At 44.8% G+C, this 16,773-nt stretch carries 9 protein-coding genes; 4 read left to right on the top strand and 5 right to left on the bottom strand.

The window, feature by feature from the left end; genetic code table 11:
* Positions 1 to 11: 11 nt before the first annotated feature.
* A complete protein-coding gene (locus tag R7E47_RS21695; protein WP_176311020.1) occupies positions 12 to 893 on the bottom strand; it encodes an isochorismatase family protein in 882 nt (293 codons plus the stop codon).
* A 216-nt stretch (positions 894 to 1,109) separates the two neighbouring features.
* Here R7E47_RS21695 and fepB point away from each other — a divergent pair, with 216 nt between their 5' ends.
* On the top strand, positions 1,110 to 2,111 hold the full coding sequence (gene fepB, locus R7E47_RS21700; RefSeq protein WP_236147244.1) for a Fe2+-enterobactin ABC transporter substrate-binding protein: 1,002 nt from the start codon (positions 1,110 to 1,112) through the stop codon (positions 2,109 to 2,111).
* A 31-nt stretch (positions 2,112 to 2,142) separates the two neighbouring features.
* Here fepB and entS read toward each other — a convergent pair whose 3' ends face one another.
* On the bottom strand, positions 2,143 to 3,426 hold the full coding sequence (gene entS / locus R7E47_RS21705; protein ID WP_017634321.1) for an enterobactin transporter EntS: 1,284 nt from the start codon (positions 3,424 to 3,426) through the stop codon (positions 2,143 to 2,145).
* A 128-nt stretch (positions 3,427 to 3,554) separates the two neighbouring features.
* Here entS and R7E47_RS21710 point away from each other — a divergent pair, with 128 nt between their 5' ends.
* The 3 genes from R7E47_RS21710 to R7E47_RS21720 are packed head-to-tail and all read left to right on the top strand — an operon-like array spanning position 3,555 to position 6,497.
* Positions 3,555 to 4,634, top strand: coding sequence for an iron chelate uptake ABC transporter family permease subunit (locus R7E47_RS21710; protein WP_318085052.1), 1,080 nt, complete (start codon positions 3,555 to 3,557; stop codon positions 4,632 to 4,634).
* Positions 4,634 to 5,674: an iron-enterobactin ABC transporter permease gene (fepG, locus tag R7E47_RS21715; RefSeq protein ID WP_054579173.1), complete on the top strand. Its 1,041-nt coding sequence runs from the start codon at positions 4,634 to 4,636 to the stop codon at positions 5,672 to 5,674. Before R7E47_RS21710 ends, fepG begins: the two co-directional genes overlap by 1 nt.
* A 1-nt stretch (position 5,675) precedes the next feature.
* On the top strand, positions 5,676 to 6,497 hold the full coding sequence (locus R7E47_RS21720) for an ABC transporter ATP-binding protein (protein ID WP_017634324.1): 822 nt from the start codon (positions 5,676 to 5,678) through the stop codon (positions 6,495 to 6,497).
* Positions 6,498 to 6,576: 79 nt separating this feature from the next.
* Here the strand turns inward: R7E47_RS21720 and R7E47_RS21725 are convergent, their stop codons facing one another.
* From R7E47_RS21725 to fes, 3 genes are read right to left on the bottom strand one after another with little or no spacing between them, the layout of a single operon-like run.
* Complete coding sequence (locus tag R7E47_RS21725; RefSeq protein ID WP_318085053.1) at positions 6,577 to 15,039, bottom strand: non-ribosomal peptide synthetase; 8,463 nt, start codon at positions 15,037 to 15,039, stop codon at positions 6,577 to 6,579.
* Between the two features lie 53 nt (positions 15,040 to 15,092).
* Positions 15,093 to 15,287, bottom strand: a complete 195-nt coding sequence (locus tag R7E47_RS21730; RefSeq protein ID WP_017634326.1) for an MbtH family protein — start codon at positions 15,285 to 15,287, stop codon at positions 15,093 to 15,095.
* A 23-nt stretch (positions 15,288 to 15,310) separates the two neighbouring features.
* Positions 15,311 to 16,630, bottom strand: a complete 1,320-nt coding sequence (gene fes, locus R7E47_RS21735) for an enterochelin esterase (RefSeq protein ID WP_053306971.1) — start codon at positions 16,628 to 16,630, stop codon at positions 15,311 to 15,313.
* Positions 16,631 to 16,773: the final 143 nt, after the last annotated feature.

A 16,773-nucleotide genomic window follows, 5' to 3' on the forward strand; every position in this document is an offset into this window, starting at 1 on the left:
TTACTTTAGCTCTAAGCGGCAACTTCCAAATTCGATTCAATCATTTGCCACCATTCTCTTAAGGTGGTTTTTTGCATGATGTCCGAAAAGGCAATATCAATGCCCTGCTTTCTCCAAGCTTCAAATAACGTCATTGCTCTTATGGAGTCTAGGCCTAAAAACATTAGGTTCTCATCAACATCAACGTCTTCAAGATCCATATCTAGAATCTCTGCGACATCAACGCGCATGGAAGCTAGGCTCAGCTCTGACTTCAGTTGCCCACCCTGTGCTATTTCATTGATAACCTGCGACATTGATTTAATGCAACCCGCTCTGCCTGCAACGTATTTCAACGCGTACTGGTGATCTTCCAAAGAAAAGTCTGCAATCGCATCCCCGACAATGAAGGGCTTAATGTCTAGCATAAATGCATCTAGCGCAGTGGACAAAATACCGATATGACCGTAAACCCCGACAATAATCAGTTGGTCACGCCCCGTTTCTCTCATCCAATCTAATAGAGGCGTCTTCTTAAACGCGCTATAGCGCCATTTTTTATACTGAATATCACCTTGTTCGGGGGCAACTTCTGCAATGATTTCTGTTTCTTGCGTGAGCCCAGTTCCCCAGAAATCCGTTAGTAAAGCACGTTCCTTAGGATCTTGATTCGCAGGTTGCGCCGTATAAACCACGGGGATATTCGCATGACGAGCTGTCTGTGCGATATTTTGTACATTGCGAAGTAAATGTGGGATAGGTTGCTTGGCTTTATCAAAGAAGTTAATAAAGTATTCCTGCATGTCGTGAACCAATAACACCGCTTTGTCTGGCTCAATACTCCAGTTGACTTTGTTATCAGGGAAAGTATCAACTTCTGGTATTTCGTAGCCAGCAATCTTGGGAATCGCCATTTTTTATAATCCTTAGTAAGTTATTTCCTATATAGGAATTGGTTGACGTTGTTTATGAACAAAGAAATAAATGGTAACAATTATCATTTAACCAATGGTAAGCAGCAACAAAGACAAAATCAATTGATAATGATAGTAATTCGCAATAAAGTAGCTACCTTCTACCAATAATGAAGTCATACGCGTTCGTTATAGAGCGATTAACCACGGGAACTGATGATGAGACACCACTATGCGAGAATTTTTATAGGGCTGCTTTTTCTGACCTTATTGTCGGCATGCAATGACGCTACAATTTCAGACCAGCAGTCTAAGCCATTAACTGTTTCGGACGGTTGGCCGAAGAAAATAACGTCAAGCTATGGTGACATCACACTGACATCGCCACCCAAGCGAATCGTTTCCACCAGTGTTTCCATCACAGGAACACTTTTGGCTATTGATGCTCCAGTAATTGCTTCGGGTGGGACGCTTGCCAACAGTCCTGTCGCAGATAAAGACGGGTATTTTTATCAATGGCGCTCCGTTGCCAATGAAAGAAACGTTAAACCACTGTATCAAGGCCTAGCTAATGCAGAAGCCGTCGCCAAAGAACGACCAGATTTGATTATTGTGTCCGCAACGGGTGGTGACTCAGCAATAAAAATGTATGACCAGTTCTCAGCTATCGCTCCGACGCTGGTTATTAATTATGACGATAAGAGCTGGCAAGAGCTTGCCCGACTATTGGCATCCTTTACTGATCGGGAAACGCAAGCGGAAAACGCAATTCAACGCTTCAATCATAGGGTCGCAGAAATCAAAGAACGCATTAAACTGCCACCTCAACCAACGACTGCTATGGTGTATTATGGCGATGGTCGTGGCGCTAATTTTTGGACAGTAAACTCCGCCCAAGGAAGAGTTTTGCAAGCTTTAGGGTTTGAGTTAAGTGAAATCCCAGAACCACTCACAGACAATCATCAAATGGGACGACGAAAAGATATTGTTCCAGTCAATGGTGAGAACTTTGCCGATGCGATAACAGGTCAATCCATACTTTTGTTCGCCGCAGAAGCACCTGTGATTCAGCAATTACGAGAAAATAAGTTCATCGCCCATTTGAAAGCGGTTCGAGATCACCATGTTTACGCAATGGGTAATGATTCATTTAGACTTGATTATTACAGCTCCATGAATTTACTTGAGAACATTGAAACACTTTTCAGTGCTCAATAGAAAACAAACCGCCCATATAGGGCGGTTTATTCTAACTTGTCGCTGTGGCTTCTTTTGCTGAACCGGTTGGCTCTGGTGGCGGAGCCAAAGCAGGATCAAATAGCTTTGCTCGGCGCAGCGGTCGGAACAGAATAACCATTAACATCCCTACCCCTGTCGCCCCCAATCCAAATGAAAATATCGACATTGCTGGCGCCATAACCTTACCTAAAGCACCTAATCCAATAGCACCCATTGAGTCTCCAGTTACGTCTTGCGCTGTCCATAAACTGCTTACACGGCCTAATAAATGATCCGGTGTATGTCCTTGGACAATAGAATATTGAATAAGCGAAGCCACAGAACCTAAGTATCCGTATATCACCAATATACCAAGGAATAACCAGTAGTTTCCTGCCAATCCCATGGCCACAATGGCTAAAAATGTTCCCATGGTTGCGTAGATCATAACCATTCCCGGCCGTTGAGATTGCTTTACCCAGCCTGATGTTAATGCACCGACCATTGCACCTAATGGGATCGCTGAGTACATCAAACCAGCATTCGCGGCATTCCCGGTAAATGTTTCAAGAGCCAACGCAGGAAACATAACTCTAACCGCTGTTGCGAGTGTTTCTAAGGTACCAAAAACAACCACACACCCCACAACCTTGTTCGAAAAGAGAAACTTTACGCCTTCATACAATGACAACAACGGATTTTCTGGTGCGTCATGACTCGGTTTCATGGAAGGAAGTCTGAACAACGGGAATAAGGTGCACAAGGTACCAATTGAAGCAGCAAGGTAGTTCCAACTGACATCACCAAACGAGATGAGCAACCCACCAATCGCTGGTGACAAAACCATTCCCATGCGAACGGTAAGCATGCTCAGTGCCGCCGCTGAGGGCAAATTCTCTCGCCCAACAATAACGGGCAACGAAGCCATCAAGGCCGTCATTCCCATCGCGCCAAAAAAACCATCCCACACAGAAAGTACATAAAGTGCAACCAAGGAAGATTCCGCCAATAGGCTGTTTAAGGCTAACGCCCCAAATCCTATGCCACACGTTGTTCTGGCGAATAGAATCAGTTTGCGTCGGTCGTATTTATCTGCCAAAACGCCCCCGATGAGCAACCCGACAAACATGCCGATGCCATCTAATGCCATGATCATTCCGACTTGAAGGGTCGAGCCAGTCATTTGATGTATCTGCATTGGTACAGCGACGGTCATCATGCCAAGAGCAAGAATCGACATCATCCTTGCAATAAATACCATTCTAAAATTCGGGTTTTCTTTAAGTAAGCTGAAATCCAGCATAATTTTGGGCATTTTCATTATTTCTTACGTCAAATATTGTGAGTCGTGAAATCAACACGTTGAAAGAGGATGCTTATTGCTTGAACATTCTACGCATCAAGTTACAATAATGGCAATGATAATTATTTACAATTGTATTTATGAGTATTCATAAGTTGCCTTCAATCTCTTCTCTCTTACCAAGTAAAACGGCACTCCCCCAAACGCCAGACTCCCGTAAAAAACGTACTTATCGCCACTCTTTAACGTTATTTTCTTTATGTGTTCTACTGCTGTTCACATGCATCTTAAGTTTGGTGATCGGTGCCAAAAGTATATCGCCAAGCATTGTGTTTGAGAGCTTGCGAGGCACAGTAACATCAACAGCAAGCCAAATAATCCTCGAAGCAAGAGTCCCACGAACCCTCGTTGGGTTGCTGGTCGGAGCGGCGTTAGCTGTGGCAGGAGCCTTAATACAATCTTTGACACGAAATCCCCTTGCAGATCCCGGCATCCTCGGTGTGAATGCTGGTAGCAGCTTTTTCGTGCTTATTGGTGTCGCAATTTTCGGTAACCATTTGATGAGTGAACACCTGTGGTTCGCTTTTCTCGGTGCTCTCACTACGAGTTTGTTTGTCTATTTCATAGGAACATATAAAGAAGCCCGAGTGAATCCATTAAAAATTACGCTTGCCGGTGTGGCTCTAGGTGCACTTCTTGCGGGGGTGTCGTCATCAGTGACGCTTTTAAACCCACAAGCCTTTGACGAAATGCGTTTCTGGGACGCTGGCTCATTAGATATCAGAAACCTCTCTTTGACTTTTGCGGCCATCGCTCCCATTACATTTGCATTGATCGTCGCGTTATTGATTGCACCAGGGTTGGATAACTTAGCCCTTGGTGAAGATGTTGCGCAAGGACTGGGGACGAATGTCAAACAGACGCAAGCTTTAGCCCTGCTAGTGATCGCTATTTTATGTGGCAGTGCCACAGCGCTTGCAGGTCCAATTGGCTTTGTTGGCTTGATGATCCCACACGTAGCTCGAAAGCTGGCTTCTTCAAGCCAACGCTGGTTGACGCTTTATGCAATGGTTCTTGGTCCTCTCCTTTTGATTAGCGCCGATATCATTGGCCGTGTTATTGCTGTCAATGAAGTCCGAGTCTCTATTGTGACAGCATTTGTCGGGGCTCCAGTCCTAATCTACCTCGCTCGTAAACTGAACTCCTTTGGTAAACTCTAATGCAACCATCAGGTACTTACCTGCTTGGCCGCAAAAGTGGTCGTTTCAATTTTCTATTATCCAAACGAACTGTCGCTTGGTGCATCTTGCTTACGATAGCCACAACAATCATTGCCACCTTCGCTTTGTCTCAAGGAGAGCTAAGAACAAGCCTGACCGATCTTGTTGAGGTCGCATTCGGCACCGCTGAACAATTCACTTCAATTGTGATTCTTGAATGGCGACTACCGAGGTTATTTGCATCGCTTGTTTTTGGCGCAGCGCTCGGAGTCAGTGGTGCACTTTTTCAATCACTCATCCGTAATCCATTAGGAAGCCCTGACATTATTGGCTTTAACACTGGTGCATACACAGGTGCACTAGTCGTCATCATTGTATTTGGGGGAAGCTATTTTGAGGTTGCATTTGGTGCAATCGCAGGCGGCTTAATTGCCGCAACGGCTGTATACCTGCTGGCATACAAACAAGGAATCCAAGGATTTAGATTAATCATCATTGGTATTGGCATCAGCGCCATGTTAAGCGCTTTTAATAGCTGGCTGATGCTCACAAGCAAGTTGGAGACAGCAATGACAGCCGCCATATGGGGTGCTGGAACATTGAATGGACTGGGATGGAGTAAAATTTTGCCATCGTTTGTTTTTATTGCTGTCGCTTTTGTCATATCTGCAACACTTGTCAGAAAGTTGAACATTTTAGAAATGGGTGATGACAATGCCGCAATGCTTGGCGTAAGTGGTGAACGCACTCGGCGGTTAGCGATGCTATCTGGCGTCATTTTGACAGCAGCAGTCACTGCCGCTACGGGCCCGATTTCATTCATCGCTTTAGTCGCCCCACAACTTGCTAGAAAGCTAACCAAAGATGGCTCGGTGGGACTGATGGCCTCTGCATTGATGGGAGCGATGTTACTCACTCTGTCCGATTTCACTGCCGTTAATTTATTTGCACCAAACCAATTACCCGTCGGCGTAATAACCATAAGTATTGGAGGTATCTACTTGCTGTATTTACTTATTCGCCAATCAGAGAGATCATAATTTGACTAACGCAACACAACATAAAATAAACTCGCGCTATCGATTGCAGGCGGAACAAGTCACACTCGCCTACCAAGATAACGTCATATCTCAATCTTTGTCAGTTGGCATCCCAGACAATAAATTCACTGTCATCTTAGGACCAAACGGCTGCGGTAAATCAACATTACTACGCGGATTAAGCAATCTGCTCATGCCCAAATCTGGATCTGTTTTGTTAGACGGCAAAAATCTCTGCCACTTTCCTCGTCAAGAACTGGCAAAGCAGCTGGGACTACTGCCCCAATCTGCAATTGCGCCATCTGGCTTAACTGTTCACGATCTCATATGTCGAGGGCGCTTCCCTCATCAATCATTTTTGAAACGCTGGACACAAGCTGACGAACAGGCCGTACAACAGGCAATAGAGGCAACTCAGGTTGAGCCATTACTAGGCCAAAACGTTGAAGCATTATCCGGAGGACAGCGACAACGTGTTTGGGTTGCTATGGTTCTGGCGCAAAAAACACCTTATTTGTTGTTAGATGAACCGACAACTTATTTAGACATTGCACATCAAATCGAATTATTGGATCTATTCAGGAAACTGAATCGGCAAAACAGTTCAACCATCGTTGCGGTGCTGCACGATCTCAATCATGCATGTCGTTATGCTGATCACATAATCGTGATGAATTCAGGACAAGTCATTGCAGAAGGGACACCCAATACGGTGATCACAGAAACACTGATCCAACACGTATATGGGTTACGTTGTTTAGTAATGCCCGACCCTCTCACCAAGACGCCAATGATCATTCCTCGAGATTCTAGAGTCGATTAGCGTTTCTGACGATATCATGCGTTTCACATAAAGAATTAACACCAATAAAAAACCGGCGATTTCGCCGGTTTTATTTTTGTTATTTCAAGCTTGGGAGCCCACTAAGCAACATATTTAGCTGCTCCCCAACATCACCAACGTTTTCAGGCGCGATAATATCTTCGTGTGAACACTCAAAATAATGCTTGTGCAAGCTGGTGATAAATGGCTTCCAATGCGCATCAATGTCATACCCCTCCGGTAAGGTACGTTGAGCCACAAATAAGTTCACTTCACCATCATAAAGTGATGATTTTGCACTAGATAATAGCCGGACAGCATCTTCATAGTTCGAGGTAATATCTTTAAACATCGCCATACGTTGCTTGTCCAACTCATCATCTGTGATGTCATTTGCTGCTAAGAACAAATCCTTTTCTCTTTCGATCTCGTCTTGCGCCTCTTCATTCATTGGCCCTTCCCAATCTTGACCTTCAGGTGGATAAGTATCTAGCAAGCCTAGGAATGCAACTTCTTCACCTTGACGTTGCAGTTTAGATGCCAATGCTTGAGCTACTGTTCCACCAAAGGAATAGCCTAGTAAATGGTATGGTCCTTCAGGCTGTAATTGCTTCAATGCTTTCATATGAATATCACAAGCATCTTCCATATCTCGCCCCGCAGAGATGGCACCATTTGGACGTGGTGATTGCAGGCCAAACACTGGATAATGACCATCCAGATATTTAGGTAAACCTGTATATTGCCACGCGAAACCAGAGGCGGAATTGATGCAGAAGAGCGCAGGACCAGATCCCGCTCTTATTGGCAGAACTTCACCAAAGCCAGCAAGAGTTGGATCGTTTAGCGCTTCATCATCTAACAATAATGCCGTCAGTTTCTCTGGTGTTGGATTCACCATAATTTGACCAATGGTCACAGGAACATTAAGAATTCGGCGAATATCTGCTGCCAGCTTCATTGCCATTAATGAGTGACCACCTAAGGCAAAGAAATCATCTTCTGCAGACAGAGTATCCAGCCCTAACACATCAGCAAATATGCTCACAAGTTGCGTTTCCATCCCTGGTCGTGCTGTTCGCCCAGACCCAGTGACAACGTCACTCGGGAGAGGCAATGCTTTGCGATCAAGTTTGCCGTTGGCACTTAACGGGTATTCTTCCATCAGGATAATGGCAACAGGAACCATGTGCGCTGGCAAATGCTCTGCCAGTTTGTTGCGCAGAGTTTCGCTCTCCGTTTCGACACCATCATTGAGGATCACATAACCCACAAGCTGGCGATCATCCGCACCCGCCATAGCCTTTTCATTACTCAAGGATTTTGCACAGACAAGGGCCTGCTTAACACCTGCAAGCGATTGAAGCGCAGTTTCGATTTCTCCCAGTTCAATCCGTTGACCACGAATTTTTAATTGATCATCACTTCGACCAAGGTATTCGATTTTTCCAGAGGGCAGCCAACGAACAACATCCCCAGTACGGTACATACGATCTCCACTCGAGAACGGATTCGTAATAAACCTGTCTGCCGTTAGTCCACTGCGGTTCAAGTAACCGATAGCCAATTGATCACCAGCTAAATACAACTCACCGGGAACACCCACTGGCGTTTCTCTCAGGAAGCTATCTAGCACATACACCTGCGTATTCCACACGGGTAGACCGATCGGCACACTCGTCCCTAAGCTTTCAGCTAAAGCAGAACCAAAAGCCGGACAATACGTCACATCAACCGCCGCCTCAGTTGGACCATATAAGTTGTGTAATGGCGCCTCTATCCAGCGTGCATATTGATTAGACAGTTCTTTCGATAATGCCTCACCAGAACAGAAAACACGCTGCAAACTTCGAGCGACACGCTCACCTTGTTCATGACTGTTTTCTATCGATGCCATAAACGCAGCAAGCATAGACGGTACAAAGTGCATGGTTGTCACTTTGTAGTCATTGATGATCTGCATTAACCACTCCGGATCTTTATGCGATTCCGGTGGTGCCATGACCAAGCTCGCACCTTCAATCAGCGGCCAGAAGAACTCCCAGACGGAAACATCAAAACTGCATGGCGTTTTTTGCAAGACCACATCTTGCGCATTGAGTGTGTATTCATGCTGCATCCATTTCAGGCGGTTTACGATAGCCTGATGCGAAACTAACACGCCTTTCGGATTCCCTGTCGAGCCAGAGGTATAGATGATGTAGGCCCCATGATAAGGCGCAAGTCCATCCTTCTCTTCAGTCAGCGTGGAAGCCACTGGCTCAGGAAGGTCATCCAAAATCAACAACTCTCCGAATGCAGAAAAGCGCGCTTGGTGCTCAGATGTCGTGATGATCAGCTTAGGTTTCGCATCATTGACCATGTACGCCAACCTTTCGTCTGGATAACCCACATCAAGCGGTAAGTAAGCGGCCCCACATTCAATAATACTATTGAACGCAAGACTTAACTTCGTACTTCTTGGCAAAGCAACGGCAACAATATCGCCAACACTCACATTATGCTGCCAAAGTAACTCCGCTATCGCTTTTACCTGCCCTCTCATTTCGCGATAAGTGAAACTTCGTTCTTCATCAATCAAAGCAAATTTTTCGGGCGTTTTCTCAGCTTGTTGCACCATCAACGAACGCAAGGTTTGCTCTGGTAACGCAACTTTGGTCTGGTTGACACGCAGCTGTAACTCAACTTCATCAGCAAGACGTAAATCTAACTGGGTCAAGCTTGCCTCTGGTGACGCGATAATCGCATCTAACACTTGTTCAAGGCGCTGCATTATTTGCTCAGCGACACCCGCTGTATCGCGGTATTCAAACAGAATATGGATCTGCTCACCGGGTAACACTAAGATCGTTAATGGGTAATGAGTGTAGCCACGGTTATGAATATCGCACAGCTGCGCTCCAGCATAGTCTTTGTTAAACCAATCTGAATGATCTGGATAATTTTCAACCACCAGCAGCGTATCAAATAGCGTTTCGCCGCCAGCCAATTGCTGAATTTCCCCCAAACCAAGCTCATCATGCTCTAGTAGTTGAATCTGAATTTCTTGATGCGCTTTTAGCTGCTCAAGCAAACTTAGCTCTGGTTTGAGTTTCATCCTTACCGGAATGGTATTGCTGAACAAACCAATATGTTCATCAATCCCTTCCACATGACCAAAGCGACCAGATATCGGCGTACCAAAAACCACATCTTCTCTGCCCATCATGCTGCCAAGAATGCTCGACCAAACACCTTGCATTAATGAGTTCATGGTAAGGCCATAGTGGCGAAGTAGCTGATTGATCGCTCGAGTCTTGTCTTCTGGGATAAACAGTTCGAGCTCGTTGAGCTTATCTGTGACGGGGATATCTTCAAATGCAATGGCTGGGTTCACGCCCTGTAACACATCCACCCATCGTTGCTGAGCGGCTTTTTTATCTCTTCCCGTAAGCTGCTCAACAACACTGGCATAACTTGCACTAATCGGCGTTAAGACATCAGCACCACATGCATATGCCGCTAGGAAATCTCTCAACAAGATCGGCGTCGACCAACCATCAACCACCAAGTGATGAGCTGAGATGTACAAAGTACTTTGGTTATCACCATGATAAATCACACTCGCATTTAATAGTGATTGTTCAGGGTTGCTGAGATCAAACTGGCGCGTCAGTTCACTTTTCTCAAAACGAGTCAGATACGCTTGCTGCTCGCTTTCTTCCATCGAAGTAATGCTATGACTTTCGATTGGCCACTCACCGAGCACCTTGGGAATAAGCTGAACGGCTTTACCCAACATATCGCTATCAAACTTAGCTTTTAATTGAGGATGACGGCTTATCACCACATTAAGAGCACGCTTAACATGTTCAATATTGATCTCACCATTAAAGGTTAAGCGCGTTGTTGAATTGTAATTGCTGTTCTCATCACCCAGTTGCGACTGGAATAACAACCCTTCTTGTAAAGGCAAGGCAGGAAGCACATCTGAAAGCTCCCCATATCGCTTTTCAAGACTTGAAGCTTGTGGCAATGAAATACCGGCAACCGTCAATTCTGCTGGCACTTTTAGCTCTTCAGCCAACCTTGTTCTCGAAGAAAGCCAATCAGCAATAGAATTCAGATTCTCTTCAATTTTGTCACTAATAACATCGATTTCATTTTGGCTAAACTGGAATTCGTTCCATGACCAGTTCAATGCAAATGCGGGCGCCGCTGCATTTTCATCGACAAAGATATTCAGTTCGAGATCGTGCTGTAGTGCTTGTTCACTGTCTAACAGAACAGCAAAGGTATCAGCAAATTTTCCAGCTCGACTTTGCGGCGACCATTTCTCTGACGATTGCTCAAATCGGCCCAAATAGTTAAAGAGTACCGACGACTTATAACGACTTGCTAATCCTTTTAACTCGTTACGATGCGGATTATCAAGATGGAGCAAGGCCATATACCCCAACCCTTTATCCTTGATACTCCGTTTGGCTTGTTTTACCTCACGCAGCAAGTCAACCGTTGTCCCTGATTCCGGCAACGCCACAACCAAAGGATACTCTGTGGTAAACCAACCCATGGTTTGGCTTAGGTTGATGGACGAGTCAAACTCTTCCCGCCCATGAGATTCAAGATTGAATTTAATCGCCTCGTTGCCAAACACATTAGCAATGGCTGCACTTACGGATGAAAGTAAGATTTCTTCAATATCAATCGACTCTGACAGTTGACCGAACTCAAGCACACGCTCTGTGGTAGCAGCTGCCAGTTTATTTCGGCAATGCTTAACTCGGCAATCCTCTTGCGCAGGTTTGAACGGTATGACAGGACGACTTTCTCGTACTCGCCAATCCGCCATTTGCTGAGCAGCAACATCCAAATAATTGTGCAGCGCATGAGACCAGGTATTAATACCCGTGACTTCATTTGGAATAACGATGTCATGACCGGAAACTTCCGCGCGAGTTAGTGATTTAAGCTGAGGCAATAACACACGCCAAGAGACACCATCAATCAACAAGTGATGGGCTAAGATCATCAGGCCACATTGCCCTTTACTATCACTTAACATCACTAACCGTAATAACTGACCATTAGCCAAGCTCATTGTCTTACCATACTGATCAAATATGGCATCAATATCGGCATGTTTTAGCTCGCCTACTGTTAGATGCTCCACCCACGATGCGACATCAAGTTGATCTATCGATTCGATATAATATTGCGATTCTTTCTTTATTAAGCGACACACCGAATTCATCGATACCAGTTTCACCAGCGCTCGTTGTAGCGCACTCAACGTAACATCAGCTTCGATTTCGACAAAGACACTTTGAACATAGTTGGTGTCCTCCGAGAAGGTATCTTCAAACCATCGCCACATTGGCAACGGCTTTATTTGCCCTTCTTGCGCCACATGCTCTTGCTGGTTAAGTAGCTTCATCACTTTTGCCATATCACCGACTCTACGGGCGGCAAAGATTTCTTTGGGGCGGAGTTCGAAGCCAACTTTACGCAAAATGGTGCCAAGCCCCATTGCGGAGATACTATCCCCACCGAGGTTAAAGAAATCATCTGAAATGCCAACATCAGCAACACCAAGCAATTCTGCAATGGCACTACATAGAGCAACTTCTTCTGCTGTAACCGGAGCTATCACTTCTTCGCGATTGGTAAGATCAATGTTTGGTAATGACTTTCTGTCGATTTTCCCGTTGACGTTTAACGCAAACGCGTCAAGGATCATCAAACCTGCCGGAACCATGTATTCTGGTAATGCCTGACTCATTTCATCGAGTAATTGCTGCTCAGAGGTATGCCCCTTCGCATGACTGACTAATGTGCAATACGCAATTAAACGGTGTGAATCTCCAAAACGTTCTGCAATCACCACGGATGAATCCACATCTGGGATATTGTTGATTGCGCTTTCTACGTCCCCAAGTTCGATACGGAAACCACGAATTTTGACTTGATCATCCGTTCGACCAATAAAGTCTAACTGCCCATTCTCGCGCCATTTTACTAAGTCACCCGTACGGTACATTATCTGACCGTGCTCAAATGGATTGGCAACAAATCGATCTGCTGTCATTCCCGGTTGATTCAAATAGCCTTTCGCCAGCCCTGCACCTGCAAGGTATAACTCACCGGCTACGCCGACAGGCACTTCTTGCAATGCATTGTTCAAAACATAGGCTTTAGCGTTGAGTATCGGACGGCCAATCACAGGGGTGGTATCTGCATTTAGAGGAGCACTCACGGCATCTACGGTAAATTCTGTTGGGCCATAGAAGTTCTCTACCAACAATTGAGGGTAATTCCCCACCCGCTCCCACAGTTTTTCTGGTATCGCTTCACTGCCGATGAGAACCAGAGTCGGAGTATAAACCTGCTCCATAAGCCCACTATCAAGCATCTGATTAAACAGCGATGGGGGTAAGTCCATTGCATCGATGCGGTCGTTTTCTACACATTTAACTAATTCATAGGCATCTTTGCGCTGATCATCATCGTAAAGATAAAGCGTGTGCCCGCATAGCATCCAAATAACTTGTTCCCAAGAAGCATCAAATGAAAATGAAGTCGTATGTGAGGCCCTGACCGTAATCTTTTCCGGCTCAGTTGAACGATTTGTCGCTAGGCTTGATATCGCCTTCCCAAAGATAGAGTTTTGATGAGAATGAAGTAAATTAAGTAACGCGCCATGTGTGTTCATAACACCTTTCGGCTTACCTGTTGAGCCTGAGGTAAATACGATATAGGCGACATCATGCTTGGAGATATCAATCTGTTCTGGGGTTGAAATCTGTTGAGCGGTTAATTCAGCAAGTGTTGTGCAGTTTGCTAATTCCCCCCATGACAGGTTTTCTCTATCTTCAACAATAACTGTTTGAGGTTGAGCCTGTTCAAGGATAGTCTCTATACGCTCTTGGGGATAATCAAGATCTATTGGCAAGTAAGCCCCACCACAGCGCATGATAGCCAGCATAGTAACCACGGTTTCTGGACTTCGAGGCAATGCCACGCCTACAACATGCTTTTGTTTTATACCCAAAGTACGCAACTGAGCAGCGCGCTGCTCAATGGCTTCACGCAGTGACTGAAAGCTCCATTTTTGTTGCTTATAAACGAGCGCAGTTTCATCTGGTGTTTGTGCAGCATTGCGTTCCAAAACATCAAGAACAGACTTATCTTGATACGGATCTTGCCATCGATTGCCAACAGACCAATCATCAATACTTTGCTGTTCACTTTGAGGAACAAGTGCAATTTCAGCGAGTGTAATGGATGGGGTTTGCGCGATTTGCTCTACCATGTTGGCAAATCGATTAGCATGAATCGTTAATGATTGGGTATTATACTTTTGCGCATTGGCTGTGATCTCAATCTCGAGCTTGCTGTTACTTAATGCAGGAGAAAATTCAATATCATCGATCGGACCTGCAGATAAGATATTCGTTTTCGATTTATTGCTACCAACATGCAGTTCATCTTCAAATGGCTTGAAGTTGAGCATTGGTCCGTACAAGGGTTGCCCTACTTTGCCTAAATCACGCGAGATTTGCTCTGCATCATACATTTGGTAACGACGAGCTTGTCTGATGGCTTTATTCATCACCCGAGCGACATCAGTAATACTCATAGTTTTATCAACAGAAAATGCCAAAGGTAGTACATTCACAACCGCACCAGAGGCACTCATTGCCGAACTGCCCATTCGGCGCATAAACGGGAAGCCGACACAGACGTCGTCATTGCCACTGTGTAAATGTAAATACGCAAACACAAGAGCCATTGCGAGCTCTGAAGGCAGTACATTATTGCCTTGCGCATGTAGCCAATCGCCACCACGAAGACTAATGTGCTGCTTAACAACACCAAAACGTGCCTTATCGGTTCCACCTGTGGTTAAAGAAGGCGGAGCGGGCAACGACCTTCCGGCCTCCTTCCAAAAATATCGTGCTTTGTCGTATTGCTCTGATTCGATAAATTGACCATGTTCCGCGACTACCTTGGCCATTGGTGTAAAACCTTCAGGCTCGGACGTTCCGAGTGTCATGTGATTGTAGTGACGGGTGATATTTTGGCTAATTGCGTTAAAACTGAATCCATCAACATCAATATGGTGATAACGCTGGTACCAAAGCCACTTTGGTGCTTGCTTGGAGCCAATTTGAATTAGACAGTGACGGTAGCGTCTTACATTGCCTTGAATATCAATGGCTGTTTGCAGATCTTTTTCCATCCATTCCAATGCAGCATTTTTTGGCTGCTCTAAATGGGAAAAATCGAAAACCTCCAGAACATCTTCTAAAGCCGTTCCGGCTAGAAATTGCTGTTTGATTACGCCTTCGACTTCTACATAACGACAATGTAATGAATCTGCAGTGTTAAGCCCTTTGGCCACTGCCTGCCTAAAAACCGACGTATCAACTTGACCTTCAATTTCTACATAATGTGCGACGTTGAATTCTTCAGGGTTTGGCATCACTTGCTGAGCGAACCAAATTCCTTGTTGTGTGCCCAATAGAGGCCATAAATTATCTTGCACTTGTTGAGTGCGCATTGGTTTATTCCTTAGAAATTTAATTATTATCGTCGTGGCTATTTGTTTGTTTTTTACACACGAATGTCGTGCCAATTCGCTTCGATATAATCAATGCAGTCTTGCTTTAGTGACGGACCAAATGTGCTTTTCCAGCCAGGAGGGATCCCTTTGAACTCAGGCCATAAACTATATTGATTGTTGTGATTAATCAGCACAAAGAACTGGTTTTCAGGTTCGTCAAAAGGATTAATGTATTTCTCAGACATAGTTAACTCCAATCATAGAAAAATCAGGATTCAAAATTAAAAACATATGACAACCCATCAATGATGCCTCCGCGCCAACACAGGCGTTCATGTCCACCATCAAAGGTGCGAAACGATAACCGATGGTTTTGTTGCTTAAGTTGCTGGTATAGGTCTTGGCTCAAGTCCACCATGATGTCTTCCCCTAACCCAACTTCCATAAAAACACTTAGCTTTACGTTAGAACCAAGGCCAGAATGAACCAATTGACTCATTTGAGTTAAAGGTTCGCTTGTTTGAAGAGGAGAATATTCACTAGGTGGCTTCACTAACGAAAAATCAGGCCACCAGAATGAACCCGACTGACAAACAACCGCACCAAAACGGTCCGGATGGTTCAATCCGGCATACATCGCACTCAAACCACCAAGGCTTTGCCCAACAACAGCCGTACGATTAGCCTCATTAGTAATTGGGAAATAATGACCAACCAACGGCAGCAGTTCTTGAGTGATAGCCTGCCAAAACAAAGGGTTGCAACTGAATTCTTCACTACGCAGCGCTCCATTGATTTCATCAATGAAGACATACAAGGCAGGTGGAAGCTGACCGCTGCTCGTCGCATCGGTCAGCGCACTGAACAGAGGCATGGATTGAGACCAAAATTGACCATCTAAGACTAAAACCAATGGCAGTTCAGCCATTTGGTCAGCGCTGGCTGTCGAATACAACCAAACATAGCGCTCATTACCTAAACACTGGCTAGTCCAAGCCAGCTGCATGCCCGCTCCTGCCTGAACATTGCCATTTTTTGTATCGAACCTTGACCAAGCACTTTGCGATACTGCCTTTGGCATAGATAGCGGCGTTTTCGAACGTCCCCATTCGCAGGCTGACAAATTGTTTTTACTTAAATCATCGCGAACACTAAGAGGAAAAATGGTTCTCAACCACTCCCGATGCTTGGTGCGTTTCTCTTGGTATGTTCCGTGGTACGCTGGTTGGACGCGTTCATGTGTCACTGGAATAAACGTGTAGCTCCCACGCCACGTACTGTTTACCCTTGCCTTATAAAACCAAACATCCGTTCCTTTGACATGAGTAAGCCTTGCCATATCAAAGCTGTGATGATCAGTAATACCATTGATATCAATGTATATTTCCTTAACACTGTCATCCGTGTTTCGCCAAAGAAATAGCAGCTCAACGCTTGTATTATCTTGGGAAAGGATAAAAGGTGTTCCTTTTGTCTGCACCTCGTTCCACCAACATGGGGCTCCTACTTCTTCATTATCTTCAAGCAAACCACTTAAAACACTATTGATATTCTTATTTTCTATTATTCGAAAAGCCTTTATATCCATCACAAATCCAACTTGTACGTCGATACTTCATGCATATCTTCTAGTAATGAGATAGCACAAACTTATATCATCATTGTTGTAAATAATAATAATTATCATTAGTATTATTGCCGCAACACTTTTTTACATAAATGTTGTTACAA

The organism is Vibrio sp. Vb1026, assembly GCF_033338745.1.
Classification (GTDB): domain Bacteria; phylum Pseudomonadota; class Gammaproteobacteria; order Enterobacterales; family Vibrionaceae; genus Vibrio; species Vibrio alginolyticus.

Excerpts from the sequence above, each read along its gene's own strand:
- fes (WP_053306971.1), bottom strand. The coding sequence starts at position 16,630 with ATGGATATAAAGGCTTTTCGAATAATAGAAAATAAGAATATCAATAGT.
- fepG (WP_054579173.1), top strand. The coding sequence starts at position 4,634 with ATGCAACCATCAGGTACTTACCTGCTTGGCCGCAAAAGTGGTCGTTTC.
- R7E47_RS21730 (WP_017634326.1), bottom strand. The coding sequence starts at position 15,287 with ATGTCTGAGAAATACATTAATCCTTTTGACGAACCTGAAAACCAGTTC.
- R7E47_RS21695 (WP_176311020.1), bottom strand. The coding sequence starts at position 893 with ATGGCGATTCCCAAGATTGCTGGCTACGAAATACCAGAAGTTGATACT.
- fepB (WP_236147244.1), top strand. The coding sequence starts at position 1,110 with ATGATGAGACACCACTATGCGAGAATTTTTATAGGGCTGCTTTTTCTG.
- R7E47_RS21710 (WP_318085052.1), top strand. The coding sequence starts at position 3,555 with ATGAGTATTCATAAGTTGCCTTCAATCTCTTCTCTCTTACCAAGTAAA.
- R7E47_RS21725 (WP_318085053.1), bottom strand. The coding sequence starts at position 15,039 with ATGCGCACTCAACAAGTGCAAGATAATTTATGGCCTCTATTGGGCACA.
- entS (WP_017634321.1), bottom strand. The coding sequence starts at position 3,426 with ATGCCCAAAATTATGCTGGATTTCAGCTTACTTAAAGAAAACCCGAAT.